Source organism: Halosegnis rubeus, assembly GCF_009184545.1.
Taxonomy (GTDB): Archaea; Halobacteriota; Halobacteria; order Halobacteriales; family Haloarculaceae; genus Halosegnis; species Halosegnis rubeus.
This window is the reverse complement of the sequence record NZ_QJOW01000003.1, coordinates 174,829-192,514: the sequence shown is the minus strand read 5'-3', so window position 1 is coordinate 192,514 and position 17,686 is coordinate 174,829. Positions and strand designations below refer to the sequence as shown.

The 17,686-nt window shown below is 67.0% G+C and carries 21 protein-coding genes and 1 tRNA gene; 5 read left to right on the top strand and 17 right to left on the bottom strand.

Translation table 11 applies throughout. The features are described 5' to 3' along the window. Nucleotide 1 precedes the first annotated feature (1 nt). Genes rpoB through DMP03_RS08540 form a run of 3 tightly spaced genes read right to left on the bottom strand, consistent with a single transcriptional unit; the run spans nt 2 to nt 3,621 of the window. Nucleotides 2–1,828 carry a DNA-directed RNA polymerase subunit B gene (rpoB, locus tag DMP03_RS08550; protein WP_152120277.1) on the bottom strand — a complete coding sequence of 609 codons (1,827 nt, stop codon included), beginning with the start codon at nt 1,826–1,828 and terminating at the stop codon, nt 2–4. Between the two features lies 1 nt (nt 1,829). Then, complete coding sequence (locus tag DMP03_RS08545; RefSeq protein WP_075937530.1) at nt 1,830–3,392, bottom strand: DNA-directed RNA polymerase subunit B''; 1,563 nt, start codon at nt 3,390–3,392, stop codon at nt 1,830–1,832. Nucleotide 3,393: 1 nt separating this feature from the next. Further along, complete coding sequence (locus DMP03_RS08540) at nt 3,394–3,621, bottom strand: DNA-directed RNA polymerase subunit H (RefSeq protein WP_075937532.1); 228 nt, start codon at nt 3,619–3,621, stop codon at nt 3,394–3,396. 240 nt (nt 3,622–3,861) lie between these two features. On the opposite strand from DMP03_RS08540, the gene DMP03_RS08535 reads away from it, so the two are divergent. Further along, nucleotides 3,862–3,934, top strand: a tRNA-Asp gene (locus DMP03_RS08535). Nucleotides 3,935–4,249: 315 nt separating this feature from the next. Further along, complete coding sequence (locus tag DMP03_RS08530) at nt 4,250–4,819, top strand: HalX domain-containing protein (RefSeq protein WP_152120276.1); 570 nt, start codon at nt 4,250–4,252, stop codon at nt 4,817–4,819. Here DMP03_RS08530 and DMP03_RS08525 read toward each other — a convergent pair. From DMP03_RS08525 to DMP03_RS08515, 3 genes are read right to left on the bottom strand one after another with little or no spacing between them, the layout of a single operon-like run. Beyond that, a complete protein-coding gene (locus DMP03_RS08525) occupies nt 4,805–5,155 on the bottom strand; it encodes a fluoride efflux transporter FluC (RefSeq protein ID WP_197739309.1) in 351 nt (116 codons plus the stop codon). The two genes, DMP03_RS08530 and DMP03_RS08525, sit on opposite strands and share 15 nt — an antisense overlap. Further along, complete coding sequence (locus DMP03_RS08520; protein WP_152120274.1) at nt 5,152–5,517, bottom strand: fluoride efflux transporter FluC; 366 nt, start codon at nt 5,515–5,517, stop codon at nt 5,152–5,154. The genes DMP03_RS08525 and DMP03_RS08520 overlap by 4 nt, the downstream gene beginning before the upstream one ends. A 20-nt stretch (nt 5,518–5,537) precedes the next feature. Beyond that, the gene (locus tag DMP03_RS08515) at nt 5,538–6,566 is read right to left on the bottom strand and encodes an ATP-binding protein (protein ID WP_235908607.1); all 1,029 of its coding nucleotides are present in this window, start codon (nt 6,564–6,566) and stop codon (nt 5,538–5,540) included. Nucleotides 6,567–6,614: 48 nt separating this feature from the next. Between DMP03_RS08515 and DMP03_RS08510 the strand changes: the two genes are divergently transcribed. Next, entirely contained in the window at nt 6,615–7,058 is a 444-nt protein-coding gene (locus DMP03_RS08510; protein ID WP_152120273.1) for a DUF7382 domain-containing protein, read from the top strand. On the opposite strand, the gene DMP03_RS08505 is transcribed toward DMP03_RS08510, so the two are convergent. From DMP03_RS08505 to DMP03_RS08465, 9 genes are all read right to left on the bottom strand, one after another. Further along, nucleotides 7,045–7,455 carry a hypothetical protein gene (locus tag DMP03_RS08505; protein ID WP_152120272.1) on the bottom strand — a complete coding sequence of 137 codons (411 nt, stop codon included), beginning with the start codon at nt 7,453–7,455 and terminating at the stop codon, nt 7,045–7,047. The two genes, DMP03_RS08510 and DMP03_RS08505, sit on opposite strands and share 14 nt — an antisense overlap. A 44-nt stretch (nt 7,456–7,499) precedes the next feature. Further along, a complete protein-coding gene (locus DMP03_RS08500) occupies nt 7,500–7,793 on the bottom strand; it encodes a hypothetical protein (RefSeq protein ID WP_225870801.1) in 294 nt (97 codons plus the stop codon). 61 nt (nt 7,794–7,854) lie between these two features. Continuing rightward, a complete protein-coding gene (locus tag DMP03_RS08495; RefSeq protein WP_152120270.1) occupies nt 7,855–8,595 on the bottom strand; it encodes a protein-L-isoaspartate O-methyltransferase family protein in 741 nt (246 codons plus the stop codon). Nucleotides 8,596–8,617: 22 nt separating this feature from the next. Further along, on the bottom strand, nt 8,618–9,490 hold the full coding sequence (locus DMP03_RS08490; protein WP_152120269.1) for an SAM-dependent methyltransferase: 873 nt from the start codon (nt 9,488–9,490) through the stop codon (nt 8,618–8,620). Beyond that, a complete protein-coding gene (gene radA / locus DMP03_RS08485; RefSeq protein ID WP_152120268.1) occupies nt 9,490–10,524 on the bottom strand; it encodes a DNA repair and recombination protein RadA in 1,035 nt (344 codons plus the stop codon). The genes DMP03_RS08490 and radA overlap by 1 nt, the downstream gene beginning before the upstream one ends. Nucleotides 10,525–10,637: 113 nt before the next feature. Further along, nucleotides 10,638–11,261, bottom strand: coding sequence for a PspA-associated protein PspAB (gene pspAB / locus DMP03_RS08480; RefSeq protein ID WP_152120267.1), 624 nt, complete (start codon nt 11,259–11,261; stop codon nt 10,638–10,640). Then, nucleotides 11,261–12,142 carry a zinc metalloprotease HtpX gene (gene htpX / locus DMP03_RS08475; protein WP_152120266.1) on the bottom strand — a complete coding sequence of 294 codons (882 nt, stop codon included), beginning with the start codon at nt 12,140–12,142 and terminating at the stop codon, nt 11,261–11,263. The genes pspAB and htpX overlap by 1 nt, the downstream gene beginning before the upstream one ends. A gap of 38 nt (nt 12,143–12,180) precedes the next feature. Beyond that, on the bottom strand, nt 12,181–13,803 hold the full coding sequence (locus DMP03_RS08470; RefSeq protein WP_152120265.1) for a gamma-glutamyltransferase family protein: 1,623 nt from the start codon (nt 13,801–13,803) through the stop codon (nt 12,181–12,183). 99 nt (nt 13,804–13,902) lie between these two features. Continuing rightward, nucleotides 13,903–14,739, bottom strand: coding sequence for a hypothetical protein (locus DMP03_RS08465; protein ID WP_152120264.1), 837 nt, complete (start codon nt 14,737–14,739; stop codon nt 13,903–13,905). Between the two features lie 50 nt (nt 14,740–14,789). Between DMP03_RS08465 and DMP03_RS08460 the strand changes: the two genes are divergently transcribed. Beyond that, nucleotides 14,790–15,467, top strand: a complete 678-nt coding sequence (locus DMP03_RS08460) for a lipoyl protein ligase domain-containing protein (protein ID WP_152120263.1) — start codon at nt 14,790–14,792, stop codon at nt 15,465–15,467. A gap of 35 nt (nt 15,468–15,502) precedes the next feature. Continuing rightward, nucleotides 15,503–16,768: a dihydroorotase gene (locus DMP03_RS08455; RefSeq protein ID WP_152120262.1), complete on the top strand. Its 1,266-nt coding sequence runs from the start codon at nt 15,503–15,505 to the stop codon at nt 16,766–16,768. Here the strand turns inward: DMP03_RS08455 and DMP03_RS08450 are convergent. Further along, nucleotides 16,760–17,305, bottom strand: a complete 546-nt coding sequence (locus DMP03_RS08450) for a GNAT family N-acetyltransferase (RefSeq protein WP_152120261.1) — start codon at nt 17,303–17,305, stop codon at nt 16,760–16,762. The two genes, DMP03_RS08455 and DMP03_RS08450, sit on opposite strands and share 9 nt — an antisense overlap. After that, nucleotides 17,302–17,670, bottom strand: coding sequence for a universal stress protein (locus DMP03_RS08445; RefSeq protein ID WP_152120260.1), 369 nt, complete (start codon nt 17,668–17,670; stop codon nt 17,302–17,304). The genes DMP03_RS08450 and DMP03_RS08445 overlap by 4 nt, the downstream gene beginning before the upstream one ends. Between the last annotated feature and the right edge of the window lie 16 nt (nt 17,671–17,686).

Below are 17,686 nucleotides of genomic sequence, written 5' to 3'. Positions count from 1 at the left end.
TTTAGACCGCCTCCGTGAGTTCGATTCGCGGCGCGATACCCAGCGCCTTCATCTCATCGAGCAAGAGCTTGAACGCGTAGCTCATCTCGACCTCGTGAACGTCTGTCTCCTCGTCGCAGTTCGGGCAGTAGACCCGCCGTTGCTCGACGTTCTCGACCGCGCTCATCCCACAGTTCCCGCAGACGTGGATGAACTCGCGGTCGGACTCATCGAGCAGACGCTCTTTCAGCGCCATCGCCGCGCCGTGCCCGATGAGCACGTCCCGCTCCATCTCGCCGACACGAAGCCCACCCTCGCGGGCGCGCCCCTCGGTCGGCTGTCGCGTGAGCACCTGCACCGGCCCACGCGAGCGGGCGTGAATCTTGTTCGACACCATGTGGTAGAGCTTCTGATAGAAGATGACGCCGACGAAAATCTCGGCCTCGATCTTCTCGCCCGTCACGCCGGAGTACATGACCTCCTTCCCGTTGGACTTGAAGCCGTCCTCGACGAGTGTGTTACGGAGGTCATCCTCGTCCTCGCCGGTGAAGGCGGTGCCGTCGACACGGCGGCCTTCCAGCGAGCCGACCTTGCCGCCGATCATCTCGAGGATGTGGCCGACGGTCATCCGCGACGGCAGCGCGTGCGGATTCAAGATGAGGTCCGGCACGACGCCGTCCTGCGTGAACGGCATGTCCTCCTGTGGGGCGATGTGGCCGACGACGCCCTTCTGGCCGTGGCGGGACGCGAACTTATCCCCGAGTTCGGGGATACGCTCGTCGCGCACGCTGACCTTCGAGAGCTTCGACCCGTCCTCGCCTTCCATCAGGGTCACCGTGTCGACGACACCGGACTCGCCGGACCGCATCGTGACGGAGGTCTCGCGCCGCTTCTGTGGCGAGAGTCCGCCCATGTCGTCCGGCTCTTCGAGGAATCGCGGGGGTGAGGTCTTCCCGAGCAGCACGTCGTTCTCGCCGACCTGCGTCTCGGGGTTGACGAGCCCGTCGTCGTCGAGGTGCGTGTACGCCTCCTCGCCGCGTGCGCCACGGACATCCTCGTCGGGGCGCTCGAAGCGGTCCTCCTGTCCCCCGGGGTAGCGGCGCTCTTCGCCCTCGTAGGTTCGGAAGAAGTGCGAGCGGGCGAGCGCGCGGTCCACGGAGCCGCCGTTGAGGACGAGCGCGTCCTCGATATTGAACCCCTCATAGGACATGACCGCGACGACGAAGTTCTGTGCGGCGGGACGGTCGTCGTAGCCGATCTGCTCGGTCGTCTGTGTCTTGACCAGCGACAGCTGCGGGTAATGCAGGAGGTGCTGGCGGGTGTCCGGACGGATGCGGTAGTTCGCCGACGGCAGCCCGAGCGACTGCTTGATCATCCCCGACCCCATCGTAATGCGGGGCGAGGCGTTGTGTTCCGGATACGGAATCATCCCGGCACCGATGCCGAAGATGAGCTGCGGGTCGACTTCGAGGTGGGTGTGGTCGTCGGTGACCTCATCGCCCTCGACGGCGACGAGGATGTCCTCTTCCTCCTCGGCGTCGATGTACTCGATGTAGCCGCGGTCGACGAGGTCGTCGAAGCCGAGTTCGCCGTTCTCGACGGCTTCGAGCTCCTCGTCGGAGACGAGCGGCTCACCGTTCTCGACGACGAACAGCGGTCGTCGGGCACGACCGGCGTCGGCGTTGATGATGACCTCGTTCGTCTCCTCCTTGACAGAGACGTTGACCATCTCGGAGACCTCGCCGCGGCGGCGGGCCTCTCTGACGTTGTTCGCGAGTTCATGCGGCTGCGGGTGGGTCCCGATGAGCGACCCGTTGACGTACACCTTGGATTCTCTCTGGCTACTCATGTTAGTCGTCTGCGGGGGCCTCCACGGTCTCGATGCCGGGGATGCCGTTTACGCCCATGGAGGCGAGTTCTCGCTTTAGTTCTCGTTCGTCCTCGACGTTCTGTGACAGCTCCATCGCCTGCGCGAAGTTCTTCACGAGCCCACAGTTCGGTCCCTCCGGCGTCTCGGAGGGACAGATGCGACCCCACTGGGTCGCGTGGAGGTCACGCGCCTCGAAGTGGGGTTGAGAGCGCGACAGCGGCGACCGGAGCCGGCGCAGGTGTGAGAGCACGCCCATGTAGTCGGTGCGGTCCACCAGCTGCGAGACGCCGGAGCGGCCACCCACCCAGTTCCCGGTCGCAATCGGGTGCTCGAGCCGCTCGGTCAGCACGTCAGAGCGGACGACCGTCGACACCGAGAGCTGCCGGTTTCGCATGTTCGCGCGTTCGAGCTGATACTTCACGTCGCGTGCCAGCTTGTTCAACGCGGTGCGGAACAGGTCCTTCATGAGGTCGCCAGACACCTTCAGCCGCTTGTTGGCGTAGTGGTCCTTGTCGTCGGATTCGCGTCGACCGAGCGCGAGTTCGAAACACGCCTCGGCCATCCGACAGAGGTAGACGGCCTTGTTCATCCGGACCTCCTCGTCTTCGATGCCCTCCTCGTGGAGGTGCGGGAGGAGGTAACGGTCGATGACGTAGTTGGCGCGCTTGAGCTGGTAGTTTTTGCCCTGCCCGGAGGCGACGCGCTGGCCGAGCGTCTCGATTGCCTCGTTGGTGGAACCGACCTCGGCGGCCTCCAGATTCTCCAGCATGAACTTCACGATCTCGGGGTCGTCGCTCACGCGGTGGACGATCTCCTCGTCGGATTCGAGTCCGAGCGCGCGAACGAGCGTGACGAAGTCGATAGACCCAGACACCGAGGGGAACGAGACTTCGAGCAGCCCCTCACGATTCCGCTCACACAGGACGAGGGCACGGTAGCCGCGCCGTTGGGAGAACGTCTTCGCGACCTGAATCTCGTCGCCGTACTTCGTGTCGTACTCGGCGAGAATCTTGTTCGGCGCGAGGTCCTCGCTCGTCATCAGCACGCGCTCGGAGCCGTTGACGATGAAGTAGCCGCCGGGGTCGGCGGGGTCTTCGCCGATTTCGATCAGTTCCTCGTCGGAGAAGTCGTGGATATTACATTTCGAGGAGCCGACCATAATCGGCATCCGACCGATTTTGGTCTCGGCGGTATCGACGACCTGTTCGGGCTCTTCTTCGCCGCCGCGGACGATGTCCATCTCCATGAACACCGGAGCGGAGTAGGTGATGTTGCGGAGGCGTGCCTCCTGCGGGTAGAGCAGTTCCTCGGAGCCGTCGGCCTCACGGACGCGCGGCGTCTCGACGCGCACGTCGGCGAGGTCGACGCGGACTGGCTCTTGGCCCTCCTTGTCACCGATGTCCGTCTCGATGGACTCTTTCTCGTCGACGACACGCTGCATGCCGCGTTCGAGGAAGGAGTTGAACGAGCGGAAGTGGTGTTCGGCGAGACGGTCACGGGAGAAGTACTCTCTTGAGACGGCGCGGCGTTTTTGTCTGTCCATGTTACTGAATCACCAGTCGGTAGACGACGGCCTGGTCCGTCGTCCGGGAGTCGCGCACGATTTCGAGCACGTCGCCGACCTCGGCTTGGTCGGGGACTGCGGCGTCGGTGCGTTTGATTTTCGGTAAGTCTGTGCGGTCGATATTGTACTCGTCGAGCACGTCGTCGAGCTCCGAATCGGAGACGACCCTGTGCTCTGGGACGAGGTCGTGTTGGCTTACATCTACCATGTGTGGCTGAGGCCCGCTGGGAGAAGTTCTGAGATACTACAGCGTGGTATTATCCACCAGCACAAAGCACTTTCGGAACGCGCGCGAGACGGCTATCGCTCGCCGACCGAGCGACCATATGTCCCGAAGGTGCGTGATGGTACAAGACTCTTGTGTCCGTGCAGTGCGTGACCACACACGCGACCCCGCCGTCGGTTGGAAAGTCTTATACATACCACCGGGCTACGAGGAAATGCGTCGGCCCGGGTGGTGTAGTGGCCCATCATACGACCCTGTCACGGTCGTGACGCGGGTTCAAATCCCGCCTCGGGCGCTTTCTGTGGACGGTTACACCGAGAGTAGCTGTGGTGTCGGTTCGTACTGGTGAACCAATTGACCCTGACTCACCAGCATCACGCACTGTGGTATCAAGAGGCGTAAAACAGTGTTCACGCCACGACGCCACCTCCTCGTGTAGTTCTGGCGCGTTTATGATGAGTCCACGTGCGGTCTGTGTTCCGCAGTGTTGCGGTTTGGAAAATAAAGCTTGAATCAGCAAGCTATACATTCATTAATCGACAGCGCGCCCAAAACCTCATACATCCCCGGTGTTGATGTGGTACTGTGAACCGTAGCCCGGGGGGTCGTCGTGAGTGACGGTCAGCCGACGGTCCTGATCGTCGACGACGAGCCCGACCTCGCAGATCTGTATGCCGCGTGGCTGGCCGACAGCTACGACGTCCGGACAGCCTACAGTGGCGAAGACGGCATCGAAGCCGCCGACGAGGACGTTGACGTCGCGCTCATCGATCGGCTGATGCCCGACACCTCCGGCGACGAGGTCTTGAGCGCCATCCGCGCGGCCGGATACGGCTGTCGCGTCGCAATGGTGACCGCCGTCGAGCCGGATTTCGACATCATCGAGATGGGGTTCGACGACTATCTCGTGAAGCCGGTTCGGCGCGAAGAGCTTCGCGACGCCGTCAAGCAGTTGCTCTCCCGGTCGGAGTACGACGCTCAACTGCGCGAGTACTACGCGCTCGTCTCGAAACGCGCCGCACTGGAGACGCAAAAAAGCGAGCGCGAGCTGGAAGGGAGCGACGCGTACGCGGAACTGTGTGAGGAGATCGAGGAGCTAAGCGGAAAGCTCGACGAGACGACCGCGGAGTTCACAACCGAGGACTTCGAGCGAGCGCTCCAGGAGTTAGAAGACGACTGACCCGCCCCATCCCCCGACCACGACACCGACGACGGCGAGCGTGAACGTGCCGACGGCGTTCGCTGCCGCCGCCCGGACGAACCCATCTTCTGCGAGCCGGACCGTTTCGAACGCGAACGACGAGAACGTCGTGAACGCGCCACAGAAGCCGGTCCCGGCGAGCGCGACCGCCGATTCGCCCAGCGGCGCGGCGAGGACGAACCCGAGGAGTAGACTACCGAGGACGTTCACGACGAGCGTGTCGACCCGTGCGCGCTCGATATGCGTATCGACCAGATGCCGGCAGACGGCACCGAGTGCACCGCCGAGCGCGACGAACAGCGGCGTAAGCGTCACGACAGCCACCTCGCGACGCGGCGGCCGGCGAGCACGGCGAGGAAGCCGAGCGCGTAGTTCGCTGCGAGATTCAGCCCCGCGAGCGCCGGCGCGAGCGCGACCGTCTCGGCCGCGAAGGTCGAGTAGGTCGTGAACGACGAGAGGAATCCCGTCCCTGCGACCAGTCGGACGCGAAAGGGGATCACGTTCCGGAGCCGCCGCTCATACAGGAGGACACCGAGCAAGAACGCGCCGAGAACGTTCACGGCGAGCGTGCCGACTGGAAAAGCGGGGCCGACGAGCGCGACGCTGACGCCCCACCGGCAGACAGCACCGAGCGCACCGCCGACGGCGACGAGCGCGAGCGTCGGGTCCCAGTCCATACAGGTGTCGCGCGGGCGGACTACTCGTATCCGTCGGTTCCGAGGGTGGGTGCCGTTCCGCCGTGGCTGGTCGCGCGCTCGCTGACCCGGACGCTGTGGGCGCGCTCGGTGGCGTCGTCGAAAACGAGCAGGTCACCGACGCCTGCGGGAATCCGGGGTTCGACGGGACCGTCCACGTAGTCGCCGCGTGCGCCCGCGACGGCCGCCGTGTCCGCACGACCGGTGAGTCGGTGGGTCGCCAGCAGGTCGGCCTGCGAGACGGCCGTCTCGGGGAGCGCGTCGGGCCGCTGGGTCGCAAGCACGAGCGAGACGCCGGGTGCGCGTCCCCGGGTGAGTAGGGTGTCCAGCGCGGGCGCGGCGACTCCGTCGAGAAAGACGTGCGCCTCGTCGACGAGCAGCCACGGCAACGGTCCCTCCCCCGACAGCCGGCGCTCGTACAGCCCCGTCGCGACCGCGCGGACGACGGCGTTCGCTGCTCGGTCGGAGACGCCGGCGAGGTTGAGGACGGTCGGCTCCGTCGGCCGGCGTATGCCCTCGGGCGCGAACACCTCCCACGAGGCCGCGCGGGCGAGGTGGTTCGCCGCGACCCGACGGGTGGGTCGGGTCCCCTCGCTGTCGACGTACTCGCGCATCTCGGCGAGCGTCGGACGCTCACTCGCGGCCGTCCAGACGAGTGCTCCGGCCGGCTCCCTCGGGTCGAGTCCGACGAGTCGCGGCCACTCGCGGGCCGGAATCGCCCCAGCGGAGACGCGCGGTTCACACACCGTGACGCCGAGGGCGTCGAGACCGGCGAAGCCACCCATCGGGTCCACGACGACCGGAACGGTCCCGTCGACGGCACAGAGACCCTCGGCGAGCAGCGCGAGCGTGTTCGACTTCCCGCTGCCTCGTTTTCCGACCAGACACATCGCGTGTGGTCGGGCACAGTCGAGGGCCACGTCTCCCCCGTGGCTCCCGTCCCGGGCGAGATACCGCCCGAGCGGGAGCCGCGGTCCGTCGCCGTCCGTGCGGCCGATAGTCGTCACGTCGGTCGTGGCGCGGTCTCTCACTTCAATCTCGGGCCGATAACTTATCACCGATGACGGGCCACCGCCCCCGTGTTCGACACACTCGACGACGAGCGGGCTATCGAGGGGTTACCGATTCGACTGGTCATCGCGCTGGTAGTGGGCGTGGCGTCGCTGTCCGTGATGATGAACATGGTTTCGGGCATCTCGGCTATCGGCGTGAGCGAACTTGACGTGCAGCCAGAGCCGGAGGTCGCGACGCTCGGCGAGACGGACACCGTGTCGGTCGCTGTTGTCGGGCCGGACGGAAGTCGGGTCTCGGGGGCGACGGTCATTGCGCGGGGGGACTCCGCGATGCTCGACGGCGTCGCGACCGCGACCACCGACGAGTCCGGAACGGCGAATCTCGACATCGACCCGTCGTTGGGCGAAAATCAGGCCGACGGCACCGTCTCCTTCGAGGTGAAGCCGCCGGCGAACTCGGAGTACGTCGACCGCCGGGAGAACACCGCGCTGCTCGTCATCCGGGAGTGACCGACCGGTAGCGGTCGACGAGCGCGCCGACGAGCCGGCGCTCTGCGGGCGCAAAGCCGAGCCACGACAGGACGCCCGCGTAGACGGCGAGCCCGACGGGCGTCGCCACGACCGCGCCGGCCAGCCCGGGAACGAGCCGGTGACCGACCAGCGTCACCGCGGCGAGCGGGACGGCCGCGGCGACAGGCTTGAGGTGAGCGACCGTGAGCGGCTGGAGGTCTTCGAGCCGCCAGAGCACGGCCACTTCGAGGACGTTGTTGAGCGAGAGCATCAGCAGATACGCCGCGACGACGCCCACGAGCCCGTACTGGCGGGTGAGCGGAATCGAGACGACGGCCCCGTGTGCCACGCGTTCGAGCGCGTCGGCGAGTCGCTCCTCGGGGTCGTCGTCGGGCACGTCTCACCTGGAGACGGTGGCGGAGAAAAGCGCGACGGTGCGCGCTACACGGAACCGTTGGCGATGCGGTCGAAGACGGTGGGGTCGGCCCAGAGTTCACGCAGCGTCGCGGCGGCCAGAAACCGGGTCGGCGCGGCGACCCACTCGGTCGTGGCGTTCGCGTCCGGTGCCGGTGAGTCGGCCGCCTCGAACCACCACGCGAGATACCCTCCGTCGGCGAGTTCGGCCGTCGGATACAGCTGTCCGTCGACGGCTACGTCGAGCCGCGACTCGCCGACGACAGAGGGACGGGGGTCATCGGGGTCGGCGACCGTCACCTCGATTTCGGTGTCGGTCACGCGGACGCCTCCATAGCCCACCCGTGCGGCTCGATGTACAAAAAGCCGCGTCGGACGCGCGTCAGTAGCGGTCCCAGTCGATCCACTCCTGTTCCCACCCGTTCTTTTTGTTTGCGGCCTGTCGGCTGCGCTCGTGTTCCTCGCGAGAGGTGCGATTGCGTTCGAGCGTGGTCGCCTGCTCGCCTTCGACGAGCATCGGGGCGAACGCGACCGTGCCGAGCCGTTCGCGGCGCTCGCCGTCCCCGTCGAGGACCGTGAGCGTCTGATTGCCGCCTCCGAGCGGGAGAACGAGACGGCCCGACTCGGACAGTTGCGCGAGTAATCGCTTCGGGGGACGAATGGCGGCCGCCTCGACGAGGATGTGATCGTAGGGGGCATAGGCGGGAAGCCCGTCCGCGCCGTCGGCGCAGTCCACGAGCACCTCCCCGTACCCCGCCTTCCGGAGGTTCGACCGCGCCTCATAGACGAGTCTGCGGTCGATGTCGATGGCGTGGATGTGTCGACCGCCGGCGAGCTCGGCGAGGACGGCCGCCGTGTAGCCGACGCCGACGCCGACGACGAGCACCAACTCGCCCGGCTCCGGGGCGACGGCCTCGAACAGTCGGGCGGCGTCGGAGGGGGCGAGCACGCGCGTGCCGAACTGCTCGGCCGCGCGGTCGGCGTACGGGAGCACGTCGTCGGGGACGAACGGCTCGCGGGGGACCGTCCGCATCGCGCTCGCGACGGCGTCGCTGGCGATGACGGCTTTCGCCTCGTGTTCGAGGCTGTCGACCATATCTGCCCGCAGCAGCTCCGCGTCCATAGCTCGAAATCGGAGGGCGATGCTATTGAACCCGACGCCCGACGAGGGCGACTCCTTCCGTACCCGGGAGCGCCGTGACCGAACAGTCGAGCCCGACATCCGCAAACAGCGACCGCAGCGCAGACTCGGGGCGGACGCGACCTCCATCCCGGAGGTGGTGTTCCACGTCGAGTAGTGCACCCTCTGGCGACCGGTCGCGTACCGGTTCGATGCAGACGACGGTCGGCGCAGCCTCGCCCGCGGCCGCGAGCCACCGGCGAGCGCGGTCGTCGTCCGACCGCGCGAGCATTCCCACCGCGAAGGCGAGGTCGGTCTGTGGCATGGTGTCGTACCCCCCTATTTCGAGTCGTACCTCGGTCGGAGCAAGAAGCGGAGCGACCGTGTCGCCGCGGGCTGTGGATTCCAGAATCGTCGCGTCGTAGCCGCGAGTGGCGAACTCGCTGGCGTGGCGACCGGGACCGTCGCGGAGACAGACGACGCGCTCGGCCGTCGGCGCGGCATGAACCGCGGCGGTGACGGCCGCGCGAACGGCGTGTTCGTCGCGTGCCCACTGCTCGCCGAGTCGGTTCACGCGGGTACGCTCAGGGTCGGTGTCGTGGTCGGTCCACGCGTCCAGCGCGTCGAGCGTCGCCGGGAGCGACCCGATAGAGCGCACGTCCGTCTTGGTGAGGAAGCCGAGCAGTCGGTTCGTCGGCTCGTACTCCCGGCCCACTCGTTCGAGGAAACCGCGGTCAGCGAGTGCCGTAGTGACCGCCTCGGCGACCGACGGGTCGGTGTCCGTCGCCTCGGCGACTGCTTCGGGAGTGCCCGCGTCGGTCGTTAGGGTCTCCAGGATGCCCCGGCGGCGGGCGAACGCGAGCAGGAGCAGTTCGCGCGTCGACGCGTCGAGGGCCACTACTCGGGCTTTACACCCTCGTTCTCGACGCGCATCACCGACTCGCCGTCGGCTAGATTCGGCGCGTCGACGAGCTTGACGATGCGCTTGTTGCCCTTCGACTTCTTCAGGTACATCCGGAACGTTGACTTGTGTCCGAGGATGTTCCCCCCGATGGGCTTGGTCGGGTCGCCGAAGAAGGCGTCCGGGTTCGACTGCACCTGGTTCGTGACGAGGACGGCGGCGTTGTAGAGGTTGCCGACGCGGTCGAGGCTGTGGAGGTGCTTGTTCAGTTTCTGCTGGCGGTTCGCGAGTTCACCACGACCGACGTACTCGGCACGGAAGTGGGCCGTGAGCGAGTCGACACACAGCAGTCGGACGGGATAGTCGTCGTCCTCGTGTTCCTTCGCGATTTCGAGCGATTTCTCGGCGAGGAGAATCTGGTGGTTGGAGTTGAACGCCTTCGCGACGTGAATCTTCGCGAGCACGTCGTCCACGAGCGCCTCCATGGCCTCGTCGTCGCCGGCGCTGCCCTCGATGTCGCGGTAGTCGAGTTCGGAGTCGATGATGTCGTCGTCGAGTCCGCGAACCATCTCGTCGATGCGCTCGGGGCGGAACGTGTCTTCGGTGTCGATGAAGATACAGCGACCGTGGAGACCGCCGTTCTCGGCCTGTAGCTGGACGTTCACCGCGAGCTGGTGGGTAATCTGGGACTTCCCGGAGCCGAACTCGCCGTACACCTCGGTGATGGACTGGGTCTCGACGCCGCCGCCGAGCATCTCGTCGATCTCGGGGATGAGCCACTGGAGTTTGCCGATTTCCTCGCGGCGTTCGAGCACGCTCGTTCCGGTCTCGAAGCCGCCGATGTCGGCTGCCTCGCGGGCGGCGTTGATGATGTCGGAGGCCGACGACTCGCCCACGTCGGCCTTGTTCGAAAGCTCACTCGGAGAGGCGACGGCGATGGACTGATAGGAGTCGTAGCCGGTATCCTGAAGCTTATCGGCGGTGGCCGGACCGACGCCCGGGAGGTCTTCGAGGTCCTGTGTTGCGGACATACCAATCGGTTGTGCGTCCGGGGATATAAACCCACGTTAACAGCATACTGAAAGTGAAATCGCCCGACGAAAGCGCGGTCGCTCGCGTCGAATGGGCACGTTTAGATAGGAGTCTACTCGCCGGGTTCGAGTGGACGACCCCACGGGCGGGCGTCGCCTTCGGGCCACATCGGATACCAGTACTCCTTGTCCTCCTCGATTGTGAGCTCCGAATCGAGGACGGATTCGAGTTTGAACTCCGTACTGGAGTCGTGGTTCCGGTTGCCGGTTGGGACGAACGGGTAGTAGCTCCCCCGACGGAAGGAGTAGAGCCAGTAGGCGACGGTGCCGTCGCGCTCGAAGGGGAACGCAGCCGCGAGCAGCCGCGAGCCGAAGCCGGATTCTTGCATCGTGTCGGCGGCGAAGTGGACGCTCGTCACGAGGTCCTCGAACTCCGTGTCGGCGAGGACGACCCAGTCGTAGCCGTGAGCGTCGGTTCGGAACTCGAAGACGGTACCCGTCTCCGACTCGCCGGCGTCGAGGACGGCCGCCACCTCGTCGCGCGCGTCGGTAAACGCCGTCGAGTCCACGCCCGAAAAGCAGAGCGCGGCCTCGTCGGCGGGGGCGAAGTCGAGTTGCGCCTCCATCGTCACCGCGGCCGTCGAGAGGCCAAAGAGCGCTTCGGGGTCACCCTCGCGGGTCGCGTCGGCCTCGGCGGCGACGCCGAGTGCCTGTTTGACCGAGTCGAACAGCCCCATTATTGTGTTTCCATCTCGCGTTCGAGCTCACGCAGTCGGTCGACGCGCTTCTCCGTCGAGGGGTGTGTCGAGAACAGTCGGCCGATGGTGCCGGCCTTGATGGGGATGATGAAGAACGCGTTCATCTCCGACTGCTCGCGGAGGTCGTCGTTCGGAACGCTGTCCATCTTTCCGCTGATTTTCAACAGCGCAGACGCGAGCGCCGACGGCTTGCCCGTGATGGCTGCCCCGCCGCGGTCGGCCGCGAACTCGCGGTAGCGCGAGAGCGCCCGAATCAGCAGGAACGACAGAATCCAGACGACCAGCGACGCGATGATGGCGACGAAGACGGGAGCCTGATTCCCGCCCTCGCGGTTGCCGCCGGCGAACAGCCATCCCCACCGGACGATGAGGAAGGCGATCGTCGAGAGGAACGACGCGATGGTCATCACCATCACGTCGCGGTTCTTGACGTGGGCGAGTTCGTGGGCGATGACGCCCTCCAGCTCCTCGTCGGAGAGGGTGTCCATGATGCCCGTCGTGACACAGACCGCACTGTTGGACTGTGACCGGCCGGTCGCGAACGCGTTCGGAACGCGTGAGTCGGCGACGGCCACCTTCGGCTTCGGGAGGTCGGCCTGCTGTGCGAGTCGCCCGATGGTCGCGTGAAGCTGTGGATACTCGTCTTCCGAGACCTCGCGTGCGCCCATCGAGTACAGCGCCAGCTTGTCCGAGAACAAGAACTGTGCGCCCATGAACACCACCATCAGCCCCAAGAAGAGCTGTGCGCTTCCGCTGAAGAACGTCGTGATGACGACTGCGAATACGAGATACAGCGCGAACAGGAGGAACATGGTGAACCCCATGCGCGCCCGCAGTCCCCAATCTGTCTTCCACTCCATACCCTCACTTAGCGTGGAGATGTATAGACCTTCCCGGGTCAGCGACCGACGGCGTTCCCGTCTTTTCGTGGCTCCGTCGCGCCCGAGAGGACGCCGTCGTCGTTTCGGCGCACGAACTGCGCACCCCCGAACTGAATCGGCGGGAGCACCGCGAGGTCGTGACCCCGACGCAACAGCCCGTTTTGCGTCTCGGTCGGGAACCGCGCCTCGACAGCCAGCCGGCCGTCCTCTCGGTAGCGCCAGCGCGGTCGGTCGAGCGCCTGTTGTGGCGTCAGCCCGTCGTCAACGAGACTTACCAGTGTCTGGAGGTGCCCCTGCGGCTGCATGAACCCGCCCATCACGCCGAAGGCCGCCCAGTCCTCGGCGTCGGCGTCGGGCGCGAAGTCGATGAGCCCCGGAATCAGGGTGTGGAACGGTCGCTTCCCCGGTTCGAACCGGTTGGGGTGGTCGTCCTCGAGCGAGAAGGACGCCCCGCGATTCTGGAGTGCAATCCCCGTGTCGCCGGCGACCAGCCCGGAGCCAAAGCCGGCAAACCGGGAGTTGATGTACGACACCACGTTCCCCTCGCCGTCGGCCACACACAGCAGGACGGTGTCGGCGTCCTCGCCCGTCTGTTGCATGAACTCCACGTCGCCGGCCGTCTCCCCGATGTCGCTCGCGCGCTCGCTGGCCCACTCGGTGCTGTTGAGCGGCGGCAGCTCCTCGTACTCGGGGTCGGTGATGTAGCGGTGGCCGTCGTGGAACGCCCGTTTGAGCGCCTCCACAAACAGGTGGACGCGCTCGGTGCCCTCGGCCTCGCTCGCACCGATTTCGCTGGCGATGTTGAGCGCCTCCAACACGATGAGCCCCTGATTGTTCGGCGGCAGTTCGTACACCTCGGTCCCGTTGTAGTGTGTCGACACCGGGTCGGGAAACTCCGGCTCGAAGTCGGCGAGGTCGTCCATCGTGAGGAAGCCGCCCGCCTCCTGTACTTCCGCGACGATTTGCTCGCCGATTTCGCCTTCGTAGACGGCGTCTGCGCCCTCCTCGGCGATGGTTTCGAGGGTCGTGCCGAGCGCGTCGAGGGTGACGTGCTCGCCCGCCTCCGGTGCGCGCTCCCCGTCCACGAGGTAGGCGTCCCGGGCGTTCTCGTCGTCGAAGAGATTCTCGGCGTAGCTCCACGCGTCGGCGATGACCGGCGACACCGGATACCCCTCGGTCGCGTACCGGATGGCGTGTTGGAGGTTCTCGCCGAGGGTGCGCTCGCCGAACCGCTCGGTCGTCGCCTCCCACCCGCGGGCCGTCCCCGGGACCGTCACGGTCTGTGGACCGAGCATCGGCATCTCAGCCTCGCTCGGGTCCTCGTCCTCGTCGGCCACGGCCTCACGGACCTCCTGACGGGTCGCGTTCGCCGGTGCACCGCCACACGAGCGCATCGCGCCGACCTCGCCGTCTGCCGTCCGGTAGAGCGCGAACACGTCCCCGCCCAGCCCCGTCGATGTCGGCTCCACGACGTTGAGCGCGGCCGCCGTCGCGACCGCCGCGTCGAAGGCGTTCCCGCCGGCTTCGAGCGTCTCCAGTCCGGCGGTCGCCGCCAGCGGCTGGCTCGTCGCGACCATCCCCTCGCTGCCGTACACGGTCGACCGGCGCGAGCCGAACCCGTCTACTGCCTCGTTGTCCATGTCTTGGGGTAGTTTCTCCCGTGACAAAGAGACCACGGCATCGGACACGCGCGTCGCGCGACGGCAGAATCGACGCAACGAGTCGCCACCACAAGCCGGCTACCCCAGCCGTATCGGGTCGGCCGTCTCGTCGATGGCCACGCGAACCGACTCGCCGACCACGAAGTCGTGGCCCTCGTGGAAGACGAGTTTCGCCCCGAACTCGATTTGCGTGGCGAACAGCGACAGCCCCGTCGCGTCCACCCCGTCAACCGTGACCGCCACGTCCCGCCACACGAGTCCGTCGTCGCTCTCGGTCGCGACCTCGGTCCCGAGCAGCGAGAGCGTCCCGGACGACAACCCGAACGTTCCCGCACCGGTGTAGTGGGCGAGACCGCCGTCGAGCGGGATTCCCTCGTCGCTGGCGAGCGCGGCGAATCCGTCCCCACCGACGGGCGTGTCGAGCCGAACGTGCGTCTCCCCGACCTCGACAATCTCGCCCGTCCCGTCCCACGCGAGCGGGCTGACCGCACAGTCGACGGCGAGCGGGAGCGACCCCGACGCACGGTACGGGTTCGCGTCGGGCGCGCGGAAACCGAGGTGGACGTGGTCGTCGACCCACCGGCCGAAGAAGCCCGACCGGACGAGCCGACCGAGCGAGTCACCGACGGCCACCTCGTCGCCCGCCCCGACAGCCGGGTCGACGTGGAGGATACGGGCGACGTGCTCGCCGGTGTCGACCAGAATCAGGTGGTCGGTGTCGACGGCGTACGGCCGTGGAGGACACCGGACGGTCCGGGTGTCGATGACCTCTCCGGCGACCGGTGACGGGGCAGGCCCACCGTTCTCGCCCGGATAGAGGTCGATTGCACAGCCGCGGTCGTGGGCCGGATACGGCGAGTTGTACCGGGAGAATCGCTCGTACCCGGAGAGCACCGACGCCGGGAGCGTGACCATACCTGAGTGAAGGAGGGGACACCTTTAGCCGTCGCGCTCGTCGGAGCGGTATGCGAATCGTCCGAGGGCGAGCAGCAGACATCGACGCCGACCGAGCCGTCACGGCGGCGCTGCGAGCGGACGTGGCGAGCGACGGCGAGGGTGCGGTGCGGGCGTGGCGGCCACACCGTCAACTGGCGTTCGGTCGCCGCGACACCCGCGAAGACGGCTACGAGCAGGCGCGGGCCGCCGCGCGCGACCACTGCTACCCGCCACACGAGCGCGATGTCGGCGGGCGCGCGGTCGCGTACACGGGGTCGACGGTCGCGTTCCTCCGGCTCGAACCGCTCGACGACCTCCGGGTCGGGATGGACGACCGGTACGACGCCGCGATCGCGGACGTGCAACGCGCACTCGAAACGGTGGGGGTGACGGCCGAACGCGGAGAGCCACCCGACGCCTTCTGTCCGGGGCAACACTCCCTGTCGGCCGACGGGAAGATCGTCGGTCTCGCACAGCGCGTCTCGAAGGGCGTCGCACAGACCGCCGGTATCGCCGTCGTTCGGGACCACGAGCAGATCGCCGCTGTACTTACAGAGGTGTACGACGCGCTCGGTGTCGCGTTCGACCCCGGCAGCGTCGGAAGTGTCACGCGAGCGGGCGGAGACGGCGACCCCGACCGGGTGGCCCGCGCCCTCGAATCGGCGCTCGTCGGCGACCGCGACGCGACCGTCGAGCACCTGCGGTAGTCCCATTTTTATCCTCGGCACGCCGGAGTCGGAGTATGCTCTTTCAGGACGCGACGCTCGCCGATGGCCGAGTGTGTGACGTGCGGGTCGACGGCGAGACCATCGCCGCCGTCGGCGATCTCACCCCGACCGACGACGAGCGTGTCATCGACGCCACCGGTAAGCGGCTGCTCCCGGGGATGATCGACGCTCACGTCCACTTCCGCGAGCCGGGGTACTCGCACAAGGAGACGTGGACGAGCGGGTCGAAGTCGGCCGCGGCCGGCGGCGTGACGACCGTCGTCGACCAGCCGAACACCGACCCGCCGACCGTCGACGGAGAGGCGTTCGACCGGAAAGCCACTCTCGCGACCGAGTCGTACGTCGACTACGGCATCAACGGCGGCGTCACCGAGCCGTGGGACCCCGACTCCCTGCTCGCACGCCCGCTGTTCGCGCTCGGTGAGGTGTTCCTCGCCGACTCGACGGGCGAGATGGGTATCGACGCCGACCTGTTCGAGGACGCGCTCGTCGCCGCGGGCGAGACCGACACCCGCGTCACGGTCCACGCCGAGGACGCGACCCTGTTCGACGAATCGGTCCGTGACCGGGACGACGCCGACGCGTGGAGCGCCTACCGGACTGCCGAGGCCGAGGCCGTCGCCGTCGAGCGGGCCTGCGAGACCGCCCGCGAGCACGACACCCAGATTCACGTCGCCCACACCTCCACGCCAGAAGGTATCGACACCGCGGCCGAAACCGGGATGACCTGCGAGGTGACGCCACACCACCTCTTCTTGTCGCGCGATGACCTCGCCGAGTTGGGCACGCACGGCCGGATGAACCCGCCGCTCCGGAGCGAGCAGCGCCGCGAGGCCGTCTTCGAGCGCGTCGCCGACGGCGCCGTCGACATGATCGCCACCGACCACGCGCCACACACCCGCGCCGAGAAGGACACCGACATCTGGTCGGCCCCGTCGGGCGTACCCGGCGTCGAGACGGCACTTCCCCTCCTGCTAGCGGCAGCCGACCGGGGCGAGTTGAGCTACGAGCGCGTGCGCGACCTCACCGCGGCGACCCCCGCGGAGGTGTTCGGTCTCGACACGAAGGGAACGGTTGCTGAGGGCAACGACGCCGACCTCGTGCTCGTGGAGTCGGGACCACGAGAGATTCGCGGTGGGGACCTCCACACGAACTGCGAGTGGACGCCCTTCGAGGGGATGGACGGCGTGTTCCCGTCGCTGACGCTGGTGCGCGGGTCGGTCGTGTACGAGGACGGTGAGTTCGGCGAGCGCGTCGGAAAGAACGTCCGGTCAGCGTAGCTTCGCGCCCATCTCCAACTCGAAGCTCCCGGTGTCGGACGGCTCGAAGCCGACCTTCTCGTACAGCGCGACGGCGGCGTGATTCCATCGTTCGACGGTGAGCCACACCCGGTCGATTTCCTCCGCGCGGCCGGCCCCGAGCAGGGCGGTGATGAGCTGTGAGCCGATGCCCGACTCCTGGTACTCCGCGAGGACGAAGATGGCGAGTTCGAACTCGTCGAGGCCCTCCGTCCCTTCGTTGTCATCGAAGTCGGGGACGAGCGTGGCGTGGCCGACGGCGTCGCCGTCGTGCCACGCGATGACGTTGACGCCCGCCTCGGTGACGATGGTGTCGAGCCACTCGCGAATCTGCTCGTCGGTCGTCGGGGGAATCCCCTGCGCGCGGTCCTCCGGGTCGAAGTCGAGATACATCGAGACGAGCGCTTCCATGTCGTCCTCGAAGCGACGAATCTCGATGTCGCGGCCGGCCTTGTCCGTGAGCGAGCGCGGGGGCGGGTCGTACGGTCCGGCGACTTCGTCGGGGTAGATGCGACTCATCGGACCAAGGTGACCGAGACGGTGGCGTTCAACAGGACGAACTCCGCGATAGAGCCGAGCTGGACCTTCCCAAGTGGGCTGGTCTCACCGCCGCCGAGGACAATGAGTTCGTGGCCCTCGCGCTCGGCGAAGTCGACGAGCTGACTGCCGGCGTGGCCTTCGAGGACGTGCACGTCGGGGGTGAGTCCGGCGTCTTCGAGTGCCGTACGTGCGCGCTCGGCGAGGTCGTCGGGGTCGGGGTCGGAGTCGGGGTTCTCGAGGATGGCGACGGTGAGCGAGTCGCCCGCCTCCTGGGCCCGGTCGATGGTCTTATCAAGGGCGCGAAAGGAGTCCTCGCTCCCGCCGATGCCAAGCAGGACGTTCATGCCCTCGGTGACGCCT